Annotated in this window: 22 protein-coding genes and 1 riboswitch; of the genes, 18 read left to right on the top strand and 4 right to left on the bottom strand. The window is 43.7% G+C overall.

The window, feature by feature from the left end:
* Positions 1-5 precede the first annotated feature (5 nt).
* On the top strand, positions 6-1,748 hold the full coding sequence (locus tag ACWPWY_RS16200; RefSeq protein WP_454192588.1) for an ABC transporter ATP-binding protein: 1,743 nt from the start codon (positions 6-8) through the stop codon (positions 1,746-1,748).
* A gap of 68 nt (positions 1,749-1,816) precedes the next feature.
* On the opposite strand, the gene ACWPWY_RS16195 is transcribed toward ACWPWY_RS16200, so the two are convergent.
* Complete coding sequence (locus tag ACWPWY_RS16195) at positions 1,817-2,428, bottom strand: superoxide dismutase (protein WP_225229248.1); 612 nt, start codon at positions 2,426-2,428, stop codon at positions 1,817-1,819.
* 542 nt (positions 2,429-2,970) lie between these two features.
* Between ACWPWY_RS16195 and ACWPWY_RS16190 the strand changes: the two genes are divergently transcribed.
* The 6 genes from ACWPWY_RS16190 (at position 2,971) to ACWPWY_RS16165 (ending at position 7,970) form a co-directional block, all read left to right on the top strand.
* Entirely contained in the window at positions 2,971-3,396 is a 426-nt protein-coding gene (locus tag ACWPWY_RS16190; protein WP_454192587.1) for a GNAT family N-acetyltransferase, read from the top strand.
* 171 nt (positions 3,397-3,567) lie between these two features.
* Positions 3,568-4,152 carry a signal peptidase I gene (lepB, locus tag ACWPWY_RS16185; protein ID WP_454192586.1) on the top strand — a complete coding sequence of 195 codons (585 nt, stop codon included), beginning with the start codon at positions 3,568-3,570 and terminating at the stop codon, positions 4,150-4,152.
* Between the two features lie 51 nt (positions 4,153-4,203).
* Positions 4,204-6,030 carry a tRNA epoxyqueuosine(34) reductase QueG gene (queG, locus tag ACWPWY_RS16180; RefSeq protein WP_454192585.1) on the top strand — a complete coding sequence of 609 codons (1,827 nt, stop codon included), beginning with the start codon at positions 4,204-4,206 and terminating at the stop codon, positions 6,028-6,030.
* A gap of 122 nt (positions 6,031-6,152) precedes the next feature.
* Positions 6,153-6,416 (top strand): YneF family protein, encoded by a 264-nt coding sequence (locus ACWPWY_RS16175; protein WP_454192584.1) that lies wholly within the window; start codon positions 6,153-6,155, stop codon positions 6,414-6,416.
* Between the two features lie 54 nt (positions 6,417-6,470).
* Positions 6,471-7,064, top strand: a complete 594-nt coding sequence (folE, locus tag ACWPWY_RS16170) for a GTP cyclohydrolase I FolE (protein WP_191800258.1) — start codon at positions 6,471-6,473, stop codon at positions 7,062-7,064.
* Positions 7,065-7,178: 114 nt separating this feature from the next.
* Complete coding sequence (locus tag ACWPWY_RS16165; protein WP_454192583.1) at positions 7,179-7,970, top strand: lipoate--protein ligase family protein; 792 nt, start codon at positions 7,179-7,181, stop codon at positions 7,968-7,970.
* Between the two features lie 114 nt (positions 7,971-8,084).
* On the opposite strand, the gene ACWPWY_RS16160 is transcribed toward ACWPWY_RS16165, so the two are convergent.
* Positions 8,085-9,332, bottom strand: a complete 1,248-nt coding sequence (locus tag ACWPWY_RS16160; protein WP_454192582.1) for a superoxide dismutase — start codon at positions 9,330-9,332, stop codon at positions 8,085-8,087.
* A 207-nt stretch (positions 9,333-9,539) separates the two neighbouring features.
* Positions 9,540-10,538 carry an alpha/beta hydrolase gene (locus tag ACWPWY_RS16155; protein ID WP_454192581.1) on the bottom strand — a complete coding sequence of 333 codons (999 nt, stop codon included), beginning with the start codon at positions 10,536-10,538 and terminating at the stop codon, positions 9,540-9,542.
* A gap of 412 nt (positions 10,539-10,950) precedes the next feature.
* Here ACWPWY_RS16155 and ACWPWY_RS16150 point away from each other — a divergent pair, with 412 nt between their 5' ends.
* The 3 genes from ACWPWY_RS16150 (at position 10,951) to ACWPWY_RS16140 (ending at position 14,984) form a co-directional block, all read left to right on the top strand.
* Positions 10,951-11,700, top strand: a complete 750-nt coding sequence (locus ACWPWY_RS16150) for an IclR family transcriptional regulator (RefSeq protein ID WP_454192580.1) — start codon at positions 10,951-10,953, stop codon at positions 11,698-11,700.
* Between the two features lie 127 nt (positions 11,701-11,827).
* Positions 11,828-11,938: riboswitch (TPP riboswitch) on the top strand.
* 299 nt (positions 11,939-12,237) lie between these two features.
* Positions 12,238-14,019: a phosphomethylpyrimidine synthase ThiC gene (thiC, locus tag ACWPWY_RS16145; RefSeq protein WP_454192911.1), complete on the top strand. Its 1,782-nt coding sequence runs from the start codon at positions 12,238-12,240 to the stop codon at positions 14,017-14,019.
* A 110-nt stretch (positions 14,020-14,129) separates the two neighbouring features.
* Positions 14,130-14,984 carry a manganese catalase family protein gene (locus tag ACWPWY_RS16140; RefSeq protein ID WP_454192579.1) on the top strand — a complete coding sequence of 285 codons (855 nt, stop codon included), beginning with the start codon at positions 14,130-14,132 and terminating at the stop codon, positions 14,982-14,984.
* Positions 14,985-15,091: 107 nt separating this feature from the next.
* On the opposite strand, the gene acnA is transcribed toward ACWPWY_RS16140, so the two are convergent.
* Complete coding sequence (gene acnA / locus ACWPWY_RS16135) at positions 15,092-17,818, bottom strand: aconitate hydratase AcnA (protein WP_454192578.1); 2,727 nt, start codon at positions 17,816-17,818, stop codon at positions 15,092-15,094.
* 264 nt (positions 17,819-18,082) lie between these two features.
* Here acnA and ACWPWY_RS16130 point away from each other — a divergent pair, with 264 nt between their 5' ends.
* From ACWPWY_RS16130 to ACWPWY_RS16095, 8 genes are all read left to right on the top strand, one after another.
* The gene (locus tag ACWPWY_RS16130) at positions 18,083-19,081 is read left to right on the top strand and encodes an amidase domain-containing protein (protein ID WP_454192577.1); all 999 of its coding nucleotides are present in this window, start codon (positions 18,083-18,085) and stop codon (positions 19,079-19,081) included.
* Between the two features lie 133 nt (positions 19,082-19,214).
* Positions 19,215-20,309, top strand: a complete 1,095-nt coding sequence (locus ACWPWY_RS16125; protein ID WP_454192576.1) for a D-alanine--D-alanine ligase — start codon at positions 19,215-19,217, stop codon at positions 20,307-20,309.
* Positions 20,310-20,392: 83 nt separating this feature from the next.
* The gene (locus ACWPWY_RS16120) at positions 20,393-20,716 is read left to right on the top strand and encodes a hypothetical protein (protein ID WP_191800276.1); all 324 of its coding nucleotides are present in this window, start codon (positions 20,393-20,395) and stop codon (positions 20,714-20,716) included.
* Positions 20,717-20,799: 83 nt separating this feature from the next.
* Complete coding sequence (gene uvsE / locus ACWPWY_RS16115; protein ID WP_454192575.1) at positions 20,800-21,801, top strand: UV DNA damage repair endonuclease UvsE; 1,002 nt, start codon at positions 20,800-20,802, stop codon at positions 21,799-21,801.
* Between the two features lie 143 nt (positions 21,802-21,944).
* Positions 21,945-22,817, top strand: coding sequence for an inositol monophosphatase family protein (locus tag ACWPWY_RS16110; RefSeq protein ID WP_454192910.1), 873 nt, complete (start codon positions 21,945-21,947; stop codon positions 22,815-22,817).
* A 15-nt stretch (positions 22,818-22,832) separates the two neighbouring features.
* On the top strand, positions 22,833-23,111 hold the full coding sequence (locus ACWPWY_RS16105) for a hypothetical protein (RefSeq protein ID WP_454192574.1): 279 nt from the start codon (positions 22,833-22,835) through the stop codon (positions 23,109-23,111).
* 126 nt (positions 23,112-23,237) lie between these two features.
* Positions 23,238-24,500 (top strand): stalk domain-containing protein, encoded by a 1,263-nt coding sequence (locus ACWPWY_RS16100; RefSeq protein ID WP_454192573.1) that lies wholly within the window; start codon positions 23,238-23,240, stop codon positions 24,498-24,500.
* A 329-nt stretch (positions 24,501-24,829) separates the two neighbouring features.
* The gene (locus ACWPWY_RS16095) at positions 24,830-25,273 is read left to right on the top strand and encodes a helix-turn-helix transcriptional regulator (protein WP_454192572.1); all 444 of its coding nucleotides are present in this window, start codon (positions 24,830-24,832) and stop codon (positions 25,271-25,273) included.
* Positions 25,274-25,289 lie beyond the last annotated feature (16 nt).

Genomic DNA, 25,289 nt, shown 5'->3' with positions numbered 1-25,289 from the left:
ATAGGGTGGCTGTTTTTAAAGGTCTAATCCGCAAATATTGGTATTTCTATGTTGTGCTTGGTCTGGTAACCATGATTGATATCGCGATGAATTTATCAATTGCATGGCTATTTGGCAACTTAACCGAAACGGCTGTATCCCGTAATACGGCTACATTTCTTCCTCTGCTGTACGCTGGAATTGCCCTTATTCTCATCATGGGTATTAATCAATATGTGAATGGATATTTAAAAACTCGTGTATCTGCAAACGTACAGGATCAGCTCCGTACCTTGACGTTTCGTAGACTACTGGGGCTTCCGGAGTCCTACTATGATAATCACCATTCAGGTGACCTGCTATCCCGAATTACGACGGACAACAAGACGATTGGCAGCGCACTCGGTCATACTCTGATTGAATTGATCAAAAATCCGCTTATGGCTCTCTGTGCTTTTATCTACCTCGTCATCATTGAATGGCGACTTGCTTTAATCTCCTTGCTGATTGGACCAACCATTTTATTATGTGGTCTACTGCTTGGGCGCAGTATTCGTGAGAGATCAACTGTATCACAGCAAAAGTGGGGGAACATGACCTCCTTTGTACAGGATGTGGCAGGCGCGAGTATGATTTTCAAAGTGTTTCGATTGGAATCCATTTTTAATAAGAAATTCAGCACCCAGTCTAAGGCTGTAAAAGAGCAGGAAATAAAGCTGGGTGTGACCACTAGTATTTTGCAATCTTTATCCAATATGATCGGTTTTTCGGCTTTTGTCCTCGCCATTACATATGGAGCCTATCTTGTAGCTGAGGATGTCATTACGATTGGAAGTCTCATGGCTTTTGTTCAGCTGATGAACTACGTCATTATGCCATTCACGACATTTGCTTCTACCTGGGGAGAACTTCAGGTTTCACTAGGAGCAGCAGATCGTATACAAGAAGTGCTTAAAGAGCAACCCGAAGAGGAGAAGAAACAGGATTCCTTACCGAGGAGTATCCTTGAAGAGAAGGTAGCTCATGTTACCCTTCAACAAGTTGATTTTTCCTATTCAGATCGTAAAGTGCTGGACCATTTCAGTATGGAGATTGAACATGGAAAATTCACTGCGATAGTAGGAGCAAGCGGCAGCGGGAAAAGTACTTTGTTCCGCTTGTTACTCGGATTTTATAGTCCTGTTCATGGGGAGATTTTTGTGAATGGGGTAAGCTATTCGGATATGTCTTTACAAGAAATACGAGCTCTTTATGCACTGGTACCGCAAGAGCCTCAACTCTTTACAGGAACCATTCGAGAGAATATCCTTTATGGAAATCTGGAAGCTTCTGAAGAAGATATACGAGAGGCAATGGTACATGCGAATGCTCATTTATTCATAGAGCAGTTCTCAGAGGGACTGGATACACAGGTAGGGGAGAAGGGAAGCCAGTTGTCTGGAGGACAACGTCAACGGATTGCGATTGCTAGAGCGATTTTAAAGAATGCCCCTATACTTCTTCTGGATGAAGCAACGGCTTCTTTGGATAACGAATCGGAACATTTGGTACAGGATGCACTTCGTCAGCTGATGACTGATCGAACTACAGTAGCGATAGCACACCGATTATCAACGATTCAGCAGGCCGATAAGATTGTCGTTATTCATGAGGGAAGAATTGTAGAAACGGGTTCTCATGAGGAATTGATGCAGTTATGTGGTCATTATTATGAGTTATACCGAACCAGACAGAATAATGAACTTATTGAGACAGGATCAACAGCTTAGAATATCGTAATAAAAAAGCATCCGACTTGTCTTATGACAAGTCGGATGCTCCTTAGTCAAGAAACTACTTATTTTGCAGCTTCGAAACGTTTGTTTACTTCATCCCAATTGATTACGTTCCAGAAAGAAGCGATGTAATCAGGACGTTTGTTTTGATATTTAAGGTAGTAAGCATGCTCCCAAACATCAAGACCAAGAACTGGAGTCAGTCCTTCCATAATAGGGCTGTCTTGGTTAGGTGTGCTTGTAATTGCAAGTTTGCCATCTTTACCAACAACGAGCCAAGCCCAGCCGCTGCCGAAACGAGTTGTTGCTGCTTTAGCGAAATCTTCTTTGAATTTATCAAAGCCGCCAAGCTCGCTGTCAATCGCTGCTGCGATAGCACCTGTTGGAGCGCCGCCGCCGTTAGGTCCGATAATTTCCCAGAACAGGCTGTGGTTATGATGTCCGCCGCCGTTGTTACGAACCGCTGTACGGATACTTTCAGGTACGCTGTCAAGGTTAGCGATCAGATCTTCAAGTGATTTACCTTGAAGTTCAGGAGCGTTTTCCAAAGCTGCGTTCAAGTTAGTTACATAAGTATTGTGATGACGATCGTGGTGGATTTCCATTGTTTGAGCATCGATATGTGGTTCTAGTGCGTCGTTTGCGTAAGGAAGTGCTGGTAATTGGAATGCCATAATGAAATTCCTCCTAATAAAATAGTTTAAAGTGAAAGGTACAGTCTCTATGTAAGAATTACCCCTCGTCATTTCTATTAAACCGTATTAAGCGTATTTAATCAACATTTTTGTTGAATAAGTTGTTATATAAGGATTTATAATTTACATTAAGTTTACATTGTAAATTATTATATGCTAGATAACTTGACACGGATAACAGATGTTGGGCGAAATGGAAGGCTAAAAATGTAAACGCTACAAATGAAGCGCTTTCAGAAAAAAATTGCGTGTTTTCTGTAATAAAATGTGGTTTAATGGACCAAGAAGTAAATACTTTTCGTTTTTTGTCGTAATTATATTTCCTGAACATTTCTAGTTGGCCTTTATGGGCGTGACAGATGTTCCAGCCGGCTCTTTGCCGGTTTTTCTGCCTGTATTTGAATACATTCTTTGCTGTTTGTGTCTGAATACATACAGAAAAGTGATCATCGGGTTTTGGGTAAAAAGGGATGCCTTTTTTGTAAAACCTCACTAAAGTTAACGAAAAGGGAGATTAACAGATGAACATTCGTTCCTTTCAGTTGAGTGACGCAAATCGCGTGACGGAGCTGCTGCAAGTTGCTTTGTCGGAAGATTGCTACGAGAACACGATGGGGCCTTTTGCAAGACAATTATCCTGGGACTCGGACCTAATCATGGTTGCTGAGAAAGACGGGGAACTTGTAGGTGCATTAATTGGGACTATCGATCAGAATCAAGGTTATATTTATCGTATTGCCATTCATCCAGATGCTAGACGCCGTGGAGTGGGCAAAGCTTTGGTCAAAGCCGTGGAGAAACGTTTTCAGCAGCGCAAAGTAACCCGGGTATGGGTTGCAGGTGATGAACATAACAAGGCTGCGATGCCTTTGTACGAGGCAATGGGATATGGTGCCAACCAGATTATGAAGGCATTTCAGAATCTGAGTATTCTGGTCCATAACTAACTAGAGAATCAGGCATAAAAGACAGACATAGATAAATAGAAAAATCTTCATTATATCAGGCATATCTTGGCTTCCGTTGCAAATGGAACCGAGATATGCTTTTCTATTCATATGGCATTTATAGAATATAGATAAAAATGGCACTTACAGATGATAGAGGTGACGTAAGGGATGAATCGTAATGTACCGCAAAAAAAAGATCGTCCGGTGAAACCATCTCCCTCGGGCTTTTCTATCACAAGGGAGCTAAAGGAATGGTTTAAAACAATTGCCATCGCTTTAGTCATTATGCTGCTTCTGAACCTATTTGTGTTTAACATTTCCATCGTTAAGGGTGAATCAATGCAGCCTACTCTTATCGAACAAAATCGACTTTTTATAAACAAGATCATATATGAGTTTGAAGAGCCGCAGCGACAAGATGTGGTTGTGCTTCATGATCCAAGCAATGGACCTGACCGTAAGGAGTTTCTTGTAAAAAGAGTCATTGGGATTCCCGGCGATCTCATTGAGATTCGGGATCATGTATTATATGTGAATGGTGAAGCACAACATGAGTCTTACACGGATACAACCATTGAAGATCCGGATTTTGGACCGATCAAACTCCAGGAGGATCATTACTTTGTAATGGGAGATAATCGGCATGCAGGGATGAGTAAGGATAGTCGTTTATTCGGAAGTGTTATAGCAGATGAGATTGTAGGAAAGGCTGAATTTATTTTTTGGCCTAAGGAAAGTATGAAAAGACTCTGAACGATACAACGTATGATAGAAACATACATTATATAACCTAGAGGTGAGAGTATGATTAGCGGACAGTCAGTACCGAGCCCTGATGGGCGTTACGAATGGTTGAAGCAAGAAATTATTGCCGCAGCGCCGTCACTCGGTATTGATGATATCGGGTTTGCGGCCGCTGATCCTTTTGTTTCTTTACGTTCCATTTTGGAAGAGCACCGGGCAAAAGGCTATGAATCAGGGTTTGAAGAGCGGGATATAGAAAAACGGGTCAACCCTGCTTTAGATGATGCGAAGCCAGCTTCACTGCTTGCGATCGCCATTGCGTATCCATCAAAGATGAAAGATCCACCGAAATCAGAACCGGGAAAATATAGAGGAATCTTGGCGCGTTCATCTTGGGGACAAGACTATCATCATGTCCTTCGAGCTGCGATGGATAAACTTTCTGGTTTTATTAAGGAAAGAGTTCCGGAAGCGCGCATTGAGAGTATGGTTGATACCGGGGTTCTGGTAGACCGTGCAGTCTCGCAGCGAGCAGGTATCGGATTTAGCGGCAAAAATTGTGCCATCATTTCTCCTACACTAGGGTCCTGGATTTTCCTTGGGGAGCTCGTGACGAACATTCCTTTCACACCGGATGAACCGGTTACGGAAGGATGCGGAGAATGTACGAAATGTATTGATGCATGCCCTACCGGCGCTTTGGTTGGACCGGGTCAGCTCAATGCTCAGAAATGTATATCTTTCTTGACACAAACCAAAGGATTTTTGGATGAAGAATATATGAAAAAAATCGGGAATCGGCTTTATGGATGTGATACTTGCCAGATTGTATGTCCTAAGAACAAGGGCAAGAACTGGAATCACCATCCTGAATTTGAGCCAGACCCGGAGGTTGTAAAGCCGTTATTATTACCGATTCTTGATTTGAGCAATAAAGAATTCAAAGAACGCTTTGGTCACACCTCTGCCGCTTGGCGAGGTAAAAAACCAATTCAACGTAATGCAGTTATTGGACTGGGGAATTTTAAAGATAAGTCGGCTGTGCCGAAATTAAGCGAAGTGCTCCTGCGCGATCCGCGGCCTGAGCTGAGAGGAACCGCCGCATGGGCGCTCGGCCAAATAGGAGGGGACGAAGCAATGAACACAATAACAAAGGCATCTTTAAGAGAAGAACATGAGACCGTCCTGACGATGATCCAAAAAGCGGGAGAACGTTTGGCTGCTGGACTTCCTGCAAAAACAAATAGTGAAGCTGTACGAAGTAGCAGTTCTGGTGAAAAACATGACGAAACTGCCCCACAGGCAGATCATATAGAAGGTAAGACTCCGAATCAGAGTGCTATATCCTGGAAGCCAACGACGGTTACAAACCATGCGGGTACACCCATTTATTATTATGAGATGATGACAGAGCTTGGAGAGTTAACCTTATGTGCAACAGCGCAGGGTCTCGCAAGACTGGATTTTGGTAATTATACTGTGCGTGAAGCTCATTTGCAGCAATGGGCGAGAACATGGATTGGAGAGTATCATTTTGTTCGTGATATAACTCCTTTCAAGGAAGCAGTGTGGCAGCTGGACGAGTACCTGAAGGGTGAGCGTGAATTATTTGAACTTCAGCTGGATCAGCGCGGAACTCCTTTTGAAGTTCAAGTATGGAAAGCACTGGCTGATATTCCTTTTGGTCAAAGTGTATCAAGTTTAGATTTAGCAGAGACGATTGGCAGACCCAAAGCAGTCCGTTCTGTTGTGGCGGCTATCGGAAAAAATCCGCTGCCGATCATTATTCCGCATCATCGTGTAACAGGTAATGAAGGTGGCGTTATCATATATCCGGGCGGACTATCCGTTAAAGAGAAGCTTATGACGATAGAGAAGCAGAAATAGATATAATAGTGGTAAGATAAACACCAATTTCCGTTTGCTAGCAGCCATCCTACATGCTATGATATCGTTTGTAAACCGTTTTTAAACGATAGGAAATCTAGTTAAAAATAGGGTGTAGAAGCATGTGGGATATCGTCATACCCATTATTACACTAATTGTGGGCTTGATCGGAGGATTCTTCATTGGGGCTTTCTATCTGCGTAAACAGATGGAAAAAATGCAAAATGATCCTGAGGCTTTACAAAAAATGGCTAAGCAAATGGGTTACAATTTGAATAGCAAGCAGATGCAGCGTGCTCAACAGATGATGAAATCCCAGCAAGGCGGTAATGGTTCCGGTAGAATGCAACCGCCTGTGCGTAAAAATCAGGGCAGAAAAAGATAGTAGCTGCAATTTGCCTGCCAATTGCCAAATGCGACGGCGGGGAGGTTATATGAAATGGCTGGACTTAAAGATTACGTGAATTCTTCTGTTGCGGATAATCGTGAGCAGATTGAATACCATGTTGAACAAATATTAAAGCTGATTGGTGAAGATACAAACCGTGAAGGTTTGCTTGAGACACCAGCGCGCGTTACTCGTATGTACGAGGAGATTTTTGCAGGTTACGAAGTAGATCCAAAAGATGTACTGGGTGTAACTTTTGATGAGAACCACGAAGAGCTCGTTATTGTCAAAGATATTGTGTTCTATAGCCAATGCGAACACCATATGGCTCCCTTTTTCGGGAAAGTTCATATCGGATACGTTCCAAGTGGACAAATTGTCGGTCTTAGCAAACTTGCGAGACTGGTAGAAGCAGTAACTCGCCGTCTTCAGGTGCAAGAACGTATCACATCCCAAATTGCTGATATTTTGGATGAAGCTTTGAAGCCGAACGGTGTGATGGTTGTCGTTGAAGGTGAACATTTATGTATGTGTGCTCGCGGTATCAAAAAACCGGGTAGCATGACGGTTACATCTGCAACGCGCGGTACATTCCGTGAGAATGCAGCTTCTCGTGCTGAATTTCTTTCTTTGCTTAAAGGATAATACCGTTAGACGGGCCTTGGCATATGAAGTACGGATCGAAAGCCTTGACCTTTTAGGTCAAGGCTTTTTTGTATGTGTACAAGTGAAATATACATAAGGGAGGAGAACAATAAGATGTTCGAAGAACTACAGATTTATGAATCTCCGCTCATGAGAAGTTCAGAAGAGGTGCTTACTGCTTTTGCATGGGAAGAAGTGCTCTGTAAGCAGATTGGACAAGGTCATCCCCCGGTTGCTCATCTGTGGAGGCATGAGAATGCGCTCGTGATCGGGCTGAGAGATCGCAGGCTTACAGGGGCATCAGATGTACTGCGTAACTATGAGGCGCGTGGAATCCGTACTTGTGTACGTCCTTCGGGAGGGGCTGCTGTGAAACTGACACCTGGAGTAATCAATGTATCTTTGATCATGCCAAACACAGATCAAGTTATAAATATTCATGAAGATTTTAAGAAGATGGTAAGTTACATACAAGAGGCTTTACTGCCTTGGGGAGCTGTAGCAAGGGCTGGGGAAATTGAGGGGGCCTTTTGCCCAGGAGATTATGATGTGAGCATAGCTGGCCGTAAATTTTGCGGTATTGCTCAGCGTCGTTTAGCGAAAGCCTATCTCATTACTGCCTTTATTATTGTTGAGGATAACGGAGATGAGCTGGCAGCAGAAGTGCGTGAATTCTATGAAGCAGCGGCGTCAGGTGAAGAAGATCATTATCCGCAGGTTGAGCAAGGAGCGATGGGGGGACTCCGTGAACTGGCAGGTGTGACTTCAGCTGAAGCTTACATGAATTCGCTTATCCAAGTTTTCCGTAAGCAAGCTGTTAATGTATCCGAAACGAAGCCTGTAGTACGCAGAGAAGAAGTAGAAAAGATGGTAACCACATTAAAAGAAAGATATGACCGGGATTAGATCAAGATCATAGTTGCAACAAACAGCCTGTGCAGAAGCGAGCAGGCTGTAAGCTGTTTTGAGACACATTAATTTAGCTTAGTTGTAAATGGCTTCTAAGCACTTCGTAGCAGATCAATAAGGTGTCCAGCGTAGTTTACGCGCTTCCATGAATCGTTCGGATACTTCGGGCCAGTAAACTACGTTCCACCAGTCCGCAATATATTTTTTTCGTTCATTCTGATGTTTAAGATAATAGGCATGTTCCCATACATCGAGCGGAAGCAAAGGGACGATATCGTATTGGGACAGATTCTGGTGTTTCTCTGCTTGTAGAATCTCCAGACGATGTGATCTTGGGCTCCAGACAAGAACAGCCCATCCACCACCCTCTACTTTATTAGCTGCTTCTGTGAAATGCTTTTTGAAAGCTTCATAACTTCCGAAGTCTTTACGGATTTGCTCGCCGAGGGAGCCGGTGGGTTTGCCGCCCCCTTTCGGGTTCATGATGTTCCAAAAAATTGTATGCAAATAATGACCGGCTCCATTAAACGCAAGCTCTCGTTCCCAATGCTTTACGAGTTCAAAATCCCCGTCTTTTCTCGCTTCTTGTAGTTTCTTCTCTGCCTTGTTCAGATCATCCACATAAGTTTTATGATGTTTATCATGATGGATGCGCATTGTTTTTTCATCAATAAAAGGTTCTAGTGCATTATAAGCGTAAGGAAGAGGAGGGAGTTTATGCCCGCCAATCGGTACCGGCGATTCTGGAATGCTTGCTTCAGGCGACACACTAGAAATCGTATCTGCTTGTGAAGAAGCGGTGGTTGCCATCGTGAAATCTTCTTCGGCAAGTCGGTCATATCCCGCTACTTCAGGATAAGGGAAGGGCTCTTCATCCCAGTAGTCTCGTTCCTGGGAGTTCACATGCGTCTGTTGGTTAACCAGATTAGATACTGCATATGGACGATCTAAAGGCTTCAATTGATTCACGTTTTTTTCACACTGATTTCGAATATACTCAATAATTACTTTCGCGGAGGGATGCTTCGCTACCGATTCACTGCTGCTTAGTAAATGACCAAGTTGGCGAACGAATTCTCTGGACTGGGAGAAACATGTCTGAAGCAGCACATCCATCTGACCCAGAATATATTCATTGGCAGGCTCAGAAACTTCCTTCGTTTTCTTCTTCCAATCGTCCGCTGTATAACCTGTTCTCTCAAAAACAGATTTCCATTCATTAAGCAATTTAACATAAGGGGATTCTAGATTCGGTACAATAGGCAGAATAATATCAATGTATTCCTTTTCTGCATCTTTCCAAGAACCGATCTCTTCAAGAACGCGCAGTGGCAAATAGGGTCCATACTCCAGCTCCATATACTGGTTACCTCCTAAATAGTATTGATATCTTCTTTTACATTCGCAACATCTACTCAAGGCGTTATCTCTTCTATTTCTATTCTTGGAGGGGCTTGGTTTATGATGACTTGTCAAAGAATAGGAAACAGGCTGGGGGATCAGCGATTAATATCTATACAAAAAAGGCACCTTGGATTAAGGTGCCTTCGTATTAAAAATATTGTATTATTGCTGGGCAAGTTTTATATTACCGAGGAATAGCGATACTTTTCGTAAATATTCTTTTGGATGTTCTCTAAAGATAAGCTCATGGTGTGCATCATCTACAATCCACACATCTGAATTTGGATTCGTTTGATTACTAGCCAAAAGTTCAGCCATAGGATAAGGAGCTTTGTCATCCTGTGTACCATGAATGAATAAGATCGGAATGTCATAATCTGTTGTTTTTACTGCCTGATAAGGTATGGAATTCAGACTTGTACCATTAAGAATAGGAAATAACATGGTAAGAATCTGTAGTGTTGGCTGTCTTGGCAAGTCGATCTGGTTCTGGATATTATGATAAAGGGTATCTGGCTCAAGCAAGAAGGTGCTGTCGAGGATCATAGCATCAATATCATCCGAGACGAGAGCAGCCTGCAAAGCCGTACCGGCTCCCATCGAGAAGCCCCATACGACGACTTCTTGAGCTCCCTTTTGCTTAGCTAATTGTACTGCACCGAGCAACTGCTTGGACTCTGCTTTTCCTCCTGTAGCAACACCGCGGCTGTTCTGGGAGGCAAATCCGTAGTCAAACATAATAACATTAAAGTTTTGCTGATGAGCGTAATGAGCCAGATCATACATTGGAATCCAAGATTCCTCCCGATTAGCTCCATATCCATGACTCAAAACGATCGTTTTTTTTGCGCTGTCTTCCTCTGCGGGAATATACCAGCCATTCACATTGCGGCTTCCATCGACTGCGGGAATGGTGACTTCTTCATAAGCCATCCCTTTGGCAAGCATCGGATTCGAGTATACGGGTGCCACAGTTGGATTGGAAAGTACCCAGGCGATATAGGCATGCAGAGCAATAAAACAGAATACAAAAAAGAAGATGATGGATAGAATAAGAGCTACAATAATATGTTTAAAACGGATCAACCTTGGTGAGATTGCTGGAGGAATCGTTGATACGTCTCGCTGAAGATGGTTATTGCTCTTGGATGTAGGAAACACTCAGGATCCCCTCCTTCTAGTTAGTATCTTATGCAACCTCTTTCCCTGATGACGAAAGTACTAGTTATTGGATGAGTTCACATGAATTTACGACAAAGTATGACAAATAGTGTATAAGTCACTTCTTGACTCTCTTACTATTGTTTTTAATCCTATGTTCTATAAGTAGCAAAGTCAATCCATTAAGATGATTTGTTACACAGATGTAATATTCGACATTCAAGTATCAAAAGTGAATTGTCAAGTGAAGCAAGCCCTAATCCCATGAAGAGAGAAGAGGACCTTGATAAAGAGTATGAACTTATCTAAATGAGATTGATTCTCAATAATTTTCTTTACTTTAAGGATGAGTTCTCATATAATTTATGTAACCAGGTTTCACGTGATGAAACATGAAAGGAGCATGGATCCCATGGAAGATCAGGATCGCAAATCAACAGTTCGAGCGGTCGAACGGGCACTCGATATTCTGCTCACTTTTACAGGTCAGACGGACCTTGGGCTAACCGAAATATCCAGTAAGATTGGATTACATAAAAGTACGGTGCATCGACTGTTGTCGACTCTGGAGGAGAGAGGGTTTGTTATCCGTAATCCTGCTACCGAGAAATATCGGCTGGGGATTCGGATATGGGAACTCGCTGCGCATATGTCGCAGAGTGATGATCCCGCCGTGCTGTTGCTTCCTGCAATGGAGCAGTTGCGCGATAATCTAGGAGAGACCGTTAGTTTATATTTAAGAGATGGCAGCGAACGTATTCGTGTTCAAGCTGTGCAGAGCAACCAGGCGATTCGCCGAGTCGCTCCTGTAGGAGTCAGACTTCCTTTGTCTGTAGGAGCCTCGAGCAAAGTACTTGTCGCTTTTGCTCCAATGGAAGAGCAGGAACAATTAATCAGGGAGTTTGATCCTCAGATTCCTTTTGACAAAGAAACCTATTTAGCGCAGCTCCAAGAGATTAAAGCTTTGGGTTTTGCTACAAGTTATGAAGAAAGAGAGCCGGGAGCAGCTGCCGTTTCTGCCCCGATCTTTGACCGTAAAGGGAATGTGGCAGCGGCTTTATCCGTCTCGGGACCTGTCAGCAGATTATCTCAGGAAACACTGCATGAATATGGACCTGTGCTTGTTAAAGCAGCAGCTCAGATGGGGCTTATGTTGAGATAATAGCAGGGCTCAAGAGTGCTCATGCTGGAATTTGTAAATAATAGGTTGTATTTCTTATTTTTATGAGATAACCTAATAGAGACCGTTCTTTAAAAGAGCGGCAGTGATCTATCATTACAACGTAATATCAACTTACTAGGGGAGCCCGAAAGGCCGGGCTGAGATGGTGTCGCAAGATACCGGACTCTTTGCACCTGATCTGGATCATACCAGCGTAGGGAAGTAATTGGCGATAACATTAGGAGCTTATTCGATTCCATCCAAATATAGGTAGCTTATTTGATTTCAGGTGCCGTGTGATAACACTGCCCCGAAGTTCGCCTGTGTAAATATGGAGAGAGTAGGAACAAACTATTGTATAGAAGCCGATTCCCCTAGGGAATCGGCTTTTTTTATTGTCGTACACTTCTTTTGCAGCAAAGGTTCATGTGATTCTTTGACAGGGGCGGTAAGCCACTTTGAAGGAGGATGAAAACGATGAAATTGCAGCAACAAGCCAGTACCGAGCGTAGTAAAGCTGAGGATGTTACAGAAGGAATGGGGAGTGAATCGATGTACATTCCTTTTCCTGCAAGCCGTAAAGTGTACAAGAAAGGATCTCGGCCTGATCTTGCTGTTCCGGAACGCGAGATAGAGCTGAGTCCCACACATACCCCGCAAGGGGTAGAGATCAATGAACCTTTTCGTGTCTATGATACGAGTGGACCGATGGGGGATGCCGATTATGAAGCTGATATTACGAAAGGACTTCCTGCATTTCGGCATGAGTGGATTAGGGAGCGCGGGGATGTTGAGTATTATGAAGGACGGACCGTGAAACCGGAGGACAATGGACTACGGTCGGAACGAAGTGTTCTGCAAGAAGCTGAAGTTTTTCCAGGAGAATCTAGAAGGCCGCTTCGAGCAAAATTGGGGCAGAATGTGACGCAGCTGCATTATGCCCGCCAGGGAATCGTTACTCCGGAGATGGAGTTTGCTGCCATTCGTGAAGGGCTGGAACCTGAATTTGTGCGCGAAGAAATTGCCAGTGGACGAGCGATTCTACCGTCCAATATTAATCATCCGGAAACTGAGCCGATGATGATCGGAAGAAATTTTCTCGTGAAAATCAATGCAAACATTGGTAACTCCGCTGTTTCTTCCTCTATTCAGGAAGAGGTAGAGAAAATGACGTGGGCGGTACGCTGGGGCGCCGACACTGTGATGGATTTATCAACCGGCCGTAACATTCATACCACGCGGGAGTGGATTATCCGTAACTCCCCTGTTCCTATTGGAACCGTGCCTTTATATCAGGCGCTCGAAAAGGTGAATGGAGAAGCAGATCAGCTAAGCTGGGAAGTGTACCGGGATACCCTGATTGAGCAGGCAGAACAAGGTGTGGACTATTTTACGATCCATGCTGGGGTCCTGCTTAGATACATTCCGATGACTGCCACACGAATGACAGGAATTGTATCCCGAGGCGGTTCGATTATGGCAGCTTGGTGCTTAGCCCATCACAAGGAGAATTTTTTATACACTCATTTCGAAGACATATGCGAGATTATGAAGACCTATGATGTTGCCTTCTCGCTGGGTGATGGACTTCGTCCGGGAAGTATATATGATGCAAATGATGAGGCACAGATGGCAGAACTTGCTACACTGGGGGAACTCACGCAAATCGCGTGGAAGCATGATATCCAGGTGATGATCGAGGGACCGGGTCATGTACCTATGCACAAAATTAAAGAAAATGTAGATCTTCAAATGGAAATTTGTAAGGAGGCGCCTTTTTACACTCTTGGACCCCTGACGACCGATATTGCACCGGGTTATGATCATATCACTTCTGCTATTGGTGCTGCGATGATTGGTTGGTTTGGTACTTCGATGCTTTGTTATGTTACGCCGAAAGAGCATCTGGGTCTGCCGGATAAAAATGATGTTCGTGAAGGAGTCATTGCTTATAAGATTGCTGCACATGCAGCGGATTTGGCGAAGGGTCATATAGGAGCACAGCGGCGTGATGATGCTTTATCCAAAGCGCGGTTCGAATTCCGCTGGAGGGACCAGTTCCATCTTTCCCTCGATCCAGAGCGGGCGCTGTCTTATCATGATGAGACTTTACCTGCCGAGGGGGCAAAGACGGCTCATTTTTGTTCGATGTGTGGACCGAAGTTCTGTAGTATGCGTATTACCCAGGATATTCGAAATTTTGCCGCTAAAAAGGGAGTAAGTGAAGCGGAAGCCGTTCATGCTGGAATGCAGGAGAAAGCAGCGGAGTACCGAGATAAGCGGCCCTCTGGATCGTCTTTTGATATAGATCCTTCGTAACATTAGAAAGTTATCTAATATATGAAGTATTACTCTTTTTTGTATAAATGATGATACGGGAGAACAAAATAGGGTATCTGAATGATCAGAAATGAAGGAGGCCCTATCCTATGTATTTTTACAAAGAAGATTTAATTAATGTTATTGTGCCGGACAAGCCCGACCCAGCAGCTGCTAAAGTAATTCAGGAAACGCTTGGCGGACAATTTGGTGAAATGCGTACGATGATGCAGTATTTTTTTCAGAGCAGTAACTTTCGGGGAAAAGCAACTCAGTATCGTGATTTACTTCGCGGTGTATTTCTTGAGGAGATCGCCCATGTGGAGCTTGTTCAGCAAACCATTAACCAACTGCTAAGCGGGAGCGGAGAAGAGGTTCCTGGTAATGCTGGAGTGGATGGCGCGCCTATTGATGAAGCCGTTCGTCATGCAAATCCGCACCATTATATTATGGGTGGACAAGGCTCACTCCCTGTAGATGCAGGGGGGAATCCTTGGCTTGGAAGTTATGTATATAGCCACGGCAATTTAACCGCTGATTTACTTAATAACGTGGTGCTAGAGTCTACTGGTGTTTTGCAAAAGACAAGGATCTATGAGATGAGTTCAAACAAAACATTCCGTGAAACCCTTGGATTTCTGATTGTAAGGGATAATGCGCATCAGAATGCTTTTGCCAAAGCGCTGGAGACCTTAGGAGTAGACTGGGGAAAAATATTCCCAATTCCTAACTACGATATTAACAAGTATCCCGAGTGCAGAAAATATGTCGACCTGGGATACCATAATGCACAGTTTAATTTCCGATTGGATTCAACCCGAATCGGGGAGATTTTCACAGGGGAATCGCCAAGCCGAAATGGGGGAGAACTTCAAGTTACTGATCCGCCGGAAGGTTTCCCGGTACCTGAATTGCCAGAACAGCCTAATATGCATAGTCCGGGACTGTATGATCTGAACCACTAGTTAAAATGGGCTGACTGAGTATAGCAATCCAAAAAACAAAAGCCGCAATCTCTTGCCAATAGGCAGGAAATTGCGGCTTCTTTTATAAGTTCAAAAGGGAGTGTGTTTTAGACGGTTTGCTCGTCACTTTGCATCAGCTGACGAAGTACAGTCTGTAGAATACCGCCATTGTGGTAGTAATCAACATCCACCATACTGTCCAGACGTGCAATCACTGGGAAATCAAACTCTGTTCCATCTTCTCTAGTAGCCGTCACGGTCAGTTCTTGGCCTGAAGAGACATCATTACTCAAACCAACGATATCAAACGTTTCACGACCGTTCAGACCCAGGCTGGACCATCCATAACCTTCTTGGAATTGAAGAGGAAGAACGCCCATACCTACAAGGTTACTGCGGTGAATCCGTTCAAAGCTTTCTGCGATAACTGCTTTCACGCCGAGCAGAAGCGTACCTTTCGCAGCCCAGTCACGGGAACTTCCCGTACCGTATTCTTTACCTGCAAGTACGATTAAGTTCTTGCCTTTTTCTTGATACTTCATGGAAGCATCGTAGATGGACATGACTTCATCGGTTGGGAGGTAAGTCGTTACTCCACCTTCCGTGCCAGGTGCAACCTGGTTACGAATCCGAATGTTGGCGAAGGTACCGCGCATCATGACCTGATGGTTACCACGGCGGGAACCGTACGAGTTAAAGTCTTTACGCTCTACGCCATTTTCTTTTAGATACAATCCAGCAGGACTCGATGGAGAGATATTCCCTGCAGGGGAGATATGGTCCGTTGTAACGGAATCACCCAAGAGAGCAAGAACACGTGCATCACGAATATTTTGAATATCATTTAGCTCGTCACCGAGACCTTCAAAGAATGGAGGATTCTGAATGTAAGTGGAGTTTTCATCCCACTCATACAGCTCGCCTTCAGGAATTTCAATAGCATTCCAGCGTTCGTTCGCTGTAAACACATTCGCATATTTATTGCGGAACATGTCTCTGTTCAAGGAAACGTTAATAGCTTCTTGAATTTCCGCAGAAGTAGGCCAGATATCTTTCAGATATACAGGCTGATTATTTGGATCATAACCAATTGGATCGTTTTGAAGATCAATGTTTACCGTTCCAGCTAGAGCATATGCAACAACAAGTGGCGGTGAAGCCAGGTAGTTTGCTTTAACTTGAGCATGAACACGGCCTTCAAAGTTACGGTTACCGGAAAGCACAGCTGCAACCGTTAGGTCGTTATCTGTAATGGCCTGACTAACTTCGTCAGGAAGTGGACCGGAGTTACCGATACATGTCGCACAGCCATAACCTGCAACGTTAAATCCGAGTTTCTCAAGCGGCTCCAGAAGTCCTGCTTTTGTCAGATACTCCGTTACTACGAGAGAACCTGGAGTCAGAGAGCTCTTCACATAACCTGGTTTGGTAAGTCCACGCTCAACTGCTTTTTGAGCAAGAAGACCTGCACCGATCATTACGCTCGGGTTAGAAGTATTTGTACAGCTTGTAATCGCAGCAATAACGACTGCTCCAGCCGAGAGTTCACTCTTAGAACCGTCGGAGTGAGTAATCGATACTTTCTCAGCAATCTTCTCATCACTAAGTCCGTAGCCGCCTTTATCTACAGGTGTACGTATAATACCTTCCCAGTTTTCTTTCATCTTCGTCAGTTCAATCCGATCTTGTGGACGTTTTGGTCCTGCAAGGCTCGGCACGACAGATGCTAGATCCATTTCAATGGTATCGGAGAAAATAGGATCTTCTGTATGATTCGTACGGAACATGCCTTGAGCTTTGTAATAAGCTTCAACCAGCTCAATTTGCTCTTCTTGACGGCCTGTATTACGAAGGTAGTTCAATGTTTCTGTATCAACAGGGAAGTAACCTACAGTTGCACCATACTCAGGAGCCATGTTTGCTACGGTTGCACGGTCAGCAAGGCTGATGTTGGAAAGTCCAGGACCGTAGAACTCAACAAATTTACCAACCACCCCTTTTTTACGAAGCATTTCCGTAACGGTAAGAGCAAGGTCTGTCGCTGTTGCGCCTTCAGCAAGACTACCCGTAAGTTTGAATCCGATAACTTCAGGAGTTACAAAATAAAGCGGTTGTCCGAGCATTCCAGCTTCTGCTTCAATACCGCCGACACCCCAGCCAACTACGCCGAGACCATTAATCATCGTAGTATGAGAATCTGTACCTACTAGGGAATCCGGGAATACAACCGTTTCGCCGTCAATCACTTTAGTGGTGGCTACAGAAGCGAGATATTCAAGGTTAACTTGGTGAACAATCCCTGTGGAAGGCGGAACCGCACGGAAGTTATCAAATGCCGTTTGCGCCCAGCGCAAGAACCGATAACGTTCTTCGTTACGTTCAAATTCCACTTTGATGTTGTAATCAAGAGCATCGTTTGTTCCGTAAGCATCGACCATAACCGAGTGGTCGATAACGAGGTCGACAGGGACAAGCGGATTGATTTTTTTAGGGTCGCCGCCTGCTTTTTTTACGGTATCACGCATTGCAGCGAGATCTACTACAACAGGCACACCAGTGAAATCTTGCAATACAATACGTGCAGGAATAAATGGAATTTCTTTATTATTATCTTTGCCTTCCGCCCAGCCTGTAAGCTGGCTTACGTGTTCTTCCGTAATTGCGCGTCCATCGAACTGACGAACGGCAGCTTCAAGTAATACTTTAATAGAGAATGGAAGTCTAGAGATATCGCCATGACCTTGATCTTGCAAAGACTTGAGGCTGTAGTACCGGTACGTTTTGCCCCCGACTTCAAGCGAACTTGCAGCAGAGAAATGGTTCTTTTGAGACATGCATGTACCTCCTAATTGATAGTTTTCGGATGAGTTCATTTCCATAAGTCTATCGTCGTTTGTTTCACTATGCGAAACACTATTTCAAAAAACGAACTTTTGAGTTTAGTATACCGTTTTCAAACTTGTTCGTAAAGGTTTTTTTCAGGGTTAATGTGCCCAGGACCCGTACATACCCTGGGATACTTTGTCATATAGTTGAAAGAAAAGGGAGCTTGGAACGTAGGCAATGGCTAAGGGCATGGGAAAGGGGAGAAAAAAGGCGTGGAACGTGAATGGAGTCATGCGTTATACACCTATGTTAATGATTACAATGCTTGCGAAATCAGCTGTAAACCACATCATGAGCAGGTGATTGCGGATGTGGCGATACTCGAGAAGAGGGCGGAGCGGCTCCTTTTGTTAGAGCAGTGGTATCATGAACGTGAATCTCATCCGGTCCGAAGCGAGACGCGTGCCAAACTGCTTCGGGTATTATCTAATGAGCCATATCAAGGAGTTGTGGATGTACAGCTTTATCGTCGCCTCTATTATATGAAGTCAGGTATGACCCACCGGGAGGATCGGATTGAAAAAGAACGGCTTACTTTTTACAAACAACAAGGCCGCTGGGTCGTTTCGAGTATTGTTCATGATGTTCCGGAACGTAAACCCATTATTCTAGGCGATCTACTGAGTGGTGAAAACAGTTCATCCATAAACAAGCCTCTTTTAAACAGACAATTATTATATCCGGGCATTCCTACAAGGGCTTCCCGTTATCGCAGAGAGGATGCTGTAGCCTATGCAGACAGGTGGTGGGATTCCGGTAATCCCGAGTTCGAGGAATTTGATGTGAACTGCACCAATTATATCTCTCAATGTCTCTTTGCAGGGGGAGCGCCGATCAACTATACTGGTAGGAGAGAGTCAGGCTGGTGGTATAGAGGTTACGTAGGTGGAAGAGAATTATGGAGTTACAGCTGGGCCGTTTCTCATAGTTTACAGAGTTACTTAGCTCATGCTCGTACGGGTCTTACTGCAACCCTTGTTGACAGTCCGAGTGAGCTTCAGCTCGGGGATGTTATTTTTTATGATTGGGATGGTGATGGAAGATATCAGCACAGCACCATCGTGACTGGGTTTGATGCGGGAGGAATGCCTCTCGTGAATGCAAACACTGTCAGCAGTCGGCATCGCTACTGGGACTATAAGGATTCTTATGCTTGGACAACTGCGACCAGATACCGTTTTTTTCATATCTCTGATACTCTAGGAACATAATACGGAACGATCATCATCTTTGATGAATATACTGCTGGCATAGATACGGTGGGCCTTGGCGGATACGATATCTTCTTATGAATGTTTAACTTTCTCCAAGACCTATCCGTTTAATAGAAACCGGAGGTTAGGCATGGTACAGAATAAAATGACCGTAGGTATTGTATACGGTGGTAAATCCGGGGAACACGAAGTATCCCTGCAGACTGCATTTGCTGTGACAAGTGCTTTTGATTATGACAAATATGAGCTCGTTCCTTTTTATATTTCGAAGCAGGGGACATGGGCAAAAGGAAATAGGCTTACAGCTCCGCCTGCAAGCGTAGATGCACTAAAACTTAAGGGCAATCCTGAGGATACTCGGGATGCGCTGAATACGTTATTCAGCCGTCTATACGGTGGCGAGAGCGAAATCGATGTTATGTTTCCGCTCTTGCATGGCACGTATGGTGAAGATGGTACCATTCAAGGACTTTTCGAAATGGCTGATATGCCATACGTAGGTGCAGGCGTATTGCCATCTGCTGCCGGCATGGACAAAGTAACGATGAAGAAGTTATTTGCACAGGCAGGTATTGAGCAGTGTGAGTATGCTTACTTTAATCATATTCAGTGGAAACGTTCAAGCGATGAACTGATTGTGAATATGGAAGGTCAGCTTGGATACCCAATGTTCGTTAAACCGGCGAACCTTGGTTCAAGTGTAGGTATTTCCAAGGCACGCAATCGGGAAGAGTTGATTGAAGCGGTTGATTACGCTCTTCGCTATGATATTAAAGTCATCGTAGAAGAATTCGTCGATGCAAGAGAAGTGGAAGTCAGCGTACTTGGTAATGAAGAAGCGATTGCTTCTGTTCCCGGCGAGATCGTATCTTCCAGCGATTATTATGACTATGCAGCGAAGTATACGGATGGACAATCCGAAATGCTGATCCCAGCCCCTCTTGATGAAGAGAAGGCAGATCAAGTTCGCGAAGCAGCTTTGAACGCATTCCGTGCGATTGAAGGAAACGGGATTACTCGTGCAGACTTCTTCGTTCGCCGTTCGGATGGAAAGATCCTTATCAATGAAGTGAATACAATGCCTGGGTTTACCCCATTCAGTATGTACCCACTGTTGTGGCGGGAAACAGGTATATCCTATAAGGCGCTTCTTGATCGTATGATTGAGCTTGCCTTGGAACGTTATGAACTGAAACAAGCATTGCAATACGAAAATAATAAATAAGATGTAAGCGGGAAGGGGAGTGATGACTTCCCCTTTTTGCTATAACGAAAAGAAAATAAGAGAATGAAAGAGGAGGACAAGTCATGGGATTTCAGACCGAGTTTAATTCAGTATGTAAGTTTAAAAGTGAACAGGAGTTGTACGAGCTCCTTGAATACGGTAGAGGTAAAATGGTGAAACAAGGTTTTCGCGTTTTTCCAACGGGACAAAAAGTAATTGCATATACCCCAGATAATGTAGCGGTTGCCATTGTAAAAATCGTGGGCTGTATCGCTGAGATTAACTTTCAGAATCAAGAAGTGACCGAGGTTGAGATGATTCTCGAACGTAAGCTTACGGAAGAAGAGTCACGAATTCAGACGAAGCTTGCTTATGAAATGTTTTTTGGAGAACAAACGAAGAGCTGAAGCAGAAGTAACAGGGTTTTAACAAGTCTCTTACGGGTATAATCTGTACTATTAAGGTTACTGTGAGAGGAAGGTCTCATCCTATGATCGTACGCTTTGGTTATGTAGCTATGTCTGTTCTTGTAAGCAATGCTTCTCCATCCAAGACGATGACACTGGCTAGTTTTAATAAAATTGGTGATCGAGAGGCAGCCATTCGCAAACTTGAGCGTATTGCTGCCGAAAATTTACATAACACTTTACGATTACTTAGGCACAATCTCGCTTATCAGATTTGGGTGTACCGTTTTTCTTCGAAACTGATCCCGCTGGCCACACATGCAGATTTACAGGACTGGAATCCGTTTGAAGCGCTAACTCCATCGTTTCGGGAGGTAGGCGATTTTGTGAAAAAGAACAAGATGAGAGTATCCTTTCATCCCGATCATTTTACAGTGCTTAGTACACCGCGTGAGGATGTTTTAGCAAGTTCAATCCGCGATTTGCAGCATCATAAATCTATGCTAGAAGCTATGGGGCTGGATGCTACAGCGAAGAACAATATACATATCGGCGGAGCCTATGGTAATAAACAGCGCTCGGCTGAACGCTTTATAGAGAATTTTAGTACCTTGACATCCGATATCAAGGAGAGAATTACACTTGAGAATGATGATAAGACATTTAATGCAGTGGAGACCCTTGAGGTTTGCAAGAAAACAGGTCTTCCTATGGTTTTAGATCTTCACCACCAGTGGGTAAATAATAATGGAGAGAAACCTTGGGAGTTGTGGAAAGAGATTCAGGATACTTGGACAACCCCCTTTGCTCAGGCTGATGCCCTACCAGAGGCTCCTTTAGCACCTAAAGTCCATGTTTCGAGCCCTAAGAATGAAAAAGACATCCGCAGTCACGCAGATGGAGTGGAGCTGGAACCGCTGCTTACTTTTTTAAGAGAGATTGCAAAGGATACGCCGGTTCTTGATGTTATGATTGAAGCAAAGCGTAAGGACGAAGCGTTATTTGGGCTGATGGATACGTTTAAGACTTTGACGGGGGAAGGCATTGAGGTCCGAGATGGAGCTACCATTCATGTACAGCCCTGACTCCAATTCGTACAATTTTGTGAATCAGGACTTTTGTGGGTAACCGATATGCTCCCGAAACGTTACTATAGTAAGCAAGAGTAAGCAAGTTGAATTTTCTATCATGGTATTCTCTTAGAAATGAGGAAAGTAGTGTGATTGTTTTGAATGAAAATCAGAAGACTCCTTATGTAGTTTCAAGTAAGAGTTATACGGCTGTTGCCATTAATGCTGCTGCTAAAACAGGGGAATGGATTAAGAGTAAAGCCGGTTCCAATCTGAAGATGTCAACAAAATATTCTGAGCAGGACCTTGTTACTGAAGTGGATAAAGGCGCGGAGCAAATGATCCGCCGATTAATTCTGACCCATTTTCCGGACCATGCTATTCTTGGTGAAGAAGGCGTAGAACCGGGCCCGGATGCTTCTAATCTTGCTTTACAAGCGGTAAAAGATGAGGAGTTTTTATGGATTGTAGATCCGGTAGACGGAACAACTAACTTGGTTCATGGATTTCCATTTTTCTCAGTATCCATTGCGCTCGCACATCGTGGAGAGGTAATTGTAGGTGTAATCTATGATCCAATCCGAGACGAATTGTTTGTAGCTGAAAAAGGAAAAGGGGCTTATGTACACGGGAATCGTATGCAAGTGTCTTTAGAAGAACAACTTTCCGATGGACTTATAGCCGTGGGTTTTCCGCCGGACCCAAGCTTTGCCTTGCCTATGAATATGGCAGCCGTGCAGGCTCTCGCTCCTAAAGTTCGTAATTTACGAGCAGGCGGATCAGCAGCACTGCATCTTGCCTATGTGGCTGCAGGCAGACTGAGCGGATATACAGAGATTGGACTTAACCCATGGGATGTCGCAGCAGGAGCCTTACTCGTTCAGGAGTCTGGTGGTATGGTAACAAGCACAGCGGGGCATCCTTATGATCTGTCGGTGCGCCATGTTACAGCAAGTAATGAAAAGCTGCATCACGAACTGATTACTGTCCTGAAAGAAGCGAAAGCTACAGGTATCGCAGGAGATAAGTAAAGGAGAAATGCAGATATGCCAGATTCACATGAACTTGAGAAAAAGCTGAGCGAAATGCTTACGGACGGCGAACCGGATTATGGAGATCCTGAGAAAAGAGAACGGGAGCAGGTCTCTCCTAAATACGAGATCCGAATTCAGACAGAGCTGGATCCGATCGTAGAAGAAACGTTAAAATATCGCAGTATGGCAAAAGAAGTAGACGATCGTTATGACGCCTACATGGAAAAAGCCAAGCATTCTTCCACCAAAAAACCTTCGGCTGAAAAGACAGATTCAGAAACAGAAAAATAAAGAAGTGCGTGGCAATCATAAGAAGTTCTCTCTTAAGGAAAGAGAGGACTTCTTTTTTTATTTGTACCCGTGATCCTGTACAGGTGGTAAAATAAGGAATTAGGAAAAGGGGGCGACATATCATCTATGTTGAATTGGACTAACATTAGAAATAAGGTGAGAACATGTTCTGTATCGCTTATTGCGATTGGATTACTTGTAGGAACAGGACAATTATCTGCACAGGCACAGGAAATAACGAAGGAATATCGCATTGTAACGCTGGGAGATTCCATTACTGTTGGTTATGAGCCGGGCCTTGAGGACGTAAAAGCCAATCCTTATGGTTATGTAGAACGTTTAGAGGAACAAGCCTTGCTGCATGGACGTACGAAAGTTAGCAATTACGGCATTGCAGGACTAAAAACATCGGGTCTTCTTCAGTTTACAGAGGCCATTTCCAAGGGAGAGAAAAAGTCTTCCGAAGCCATTCAGCCAGCACTGGCTGATCCGCGGGTTGAAGATTTTACAGATCGGATAAAGCAGATCCAAACCGAAGTTACGGAAGCGGATGTGATCGCTATTACGATCGGTGGAAATGATGTATCCGAGCTACTGGTAACAGGGGAAAGTCTTACAGATGCTCAGCTGAATGAGCGAGTGAAGGAACTGCTGAGTCGTTATTCCCAGCAGGTAACCTCTTCAGTAAATTATCTGCATGCCTTAAATGAAGATGCTCTCTTTGTGATATCAGATCAGTATCAGCCCCTCCCTAAAGTGGGAAATGAAGCTCTATACAACAAGCTGACGGGTGCAGCCGCTTTATTTACAGATACGATTGATACGGTGGCATCTCAGCTGAACGAACAGGGAGTACAAATAAAAGTTGCTCATGTGGCGAAGGAGTTTGTAGGAGGAGAGGGAACGATGACTCATATGATCAGGCATCGTGATTTTCATCCCAATCAATATGGATATGAAGCCATCGCTGAGGTATTTGCTAACGTGATCTGGGGAGATTATGTGAAGCTTCAGACGCCTGATCGGGAAGAGCCGATGAATATTTTCGTAAGCGGTAAGCAGCTGGCTACTCCTTATAAACCTGTTCTTAAAAATAAACAGAACTATATTGCGATTCAGGATATTGTAGAAGCCGTATCCGCGGAATCAAAATGGGATAATCAGACGAAATCTACAAAAATCACCTATGGTACGAAGACGGTAGAAATTAAAATGGGATCAAAGACAGTACTTGTAAATGATCAATCGATTCCCGTTGCGACACCAGCCTTCTTACAGAAAGTCGGTAAAGAATCCAAAACCTATGTGCCTCTTGCCTTTGTTGCAGAAAATCTTGGTTTTGATGTCCAGTATCAGTCCAAATTAAAAACGGTCTTTATCAATCCTTAAATATTGATTTTGGAGAAAATAAGGAAGGTTATCCCTAGAGGATAACCTTTTTTTACTTTCATCAAATCCAAACTGTACAATATACAGGAATTGGGTTTATAATCAAAATAAAGAAATTCAAAGAACAACACAGATATAAATGTGGTAAGTTGTTATTTTTCCAAATGTAAAATAGTTGGAGGAGGTAATTAAGTTTCTTTTTTTGTTTACAATTTAAAACGCTTACAATTATGTTTTAGGTAGATATTTAATGATTGGCTTCATCAGAAGGACAGCAGAGAATGTTTGTACACTAATGTACTGTTCCTTAAAAGGAGGCGCGTTTGTACATGAACGATTTACTGCAAATGGAACATATGAGTCAGGGATCAGCCTATTCATTACTAGATACGTCTTTACCCCTCTCAAAAGAAAAAAATATGGAAGCGGTCAGTAGACAATCGATGATCGTCTATCAACTCTTGGAACTTGTTCATCGTCATTATGCAGATTCGGACATTTCATTAAATACAATTGCTAGACATCGGCTATATATGAATCCGGATTATTTAGGAAAAGTATTTAAGAGAATCACAGGAATCGGCTTCTCTCAATATCTCAATCAATATCGGATACAGCAGGCATGCAGTTACATGCGGTACAAAGATCAGGATGCAAAAATTTTTGAACTTGCAGAGTCATTTGGCTTTGGAAGGAATCCGCAGTATTTCAGTCAAGTGTTTAAAAAGTGGACGGGGGTTACTCCCTCGGATTATCGAAGCAGAGCGAGATGAGGGTAAAAAGATGAAG

It is taken from the genome of Paenibacillus sp. Marseille-Q7038 (genome assembly GCF_965111595.1).
Note: the sequence above shows the minus strand (reverse complement) of the source record. Positions and strands in the feature narration are given on the sequence as shown.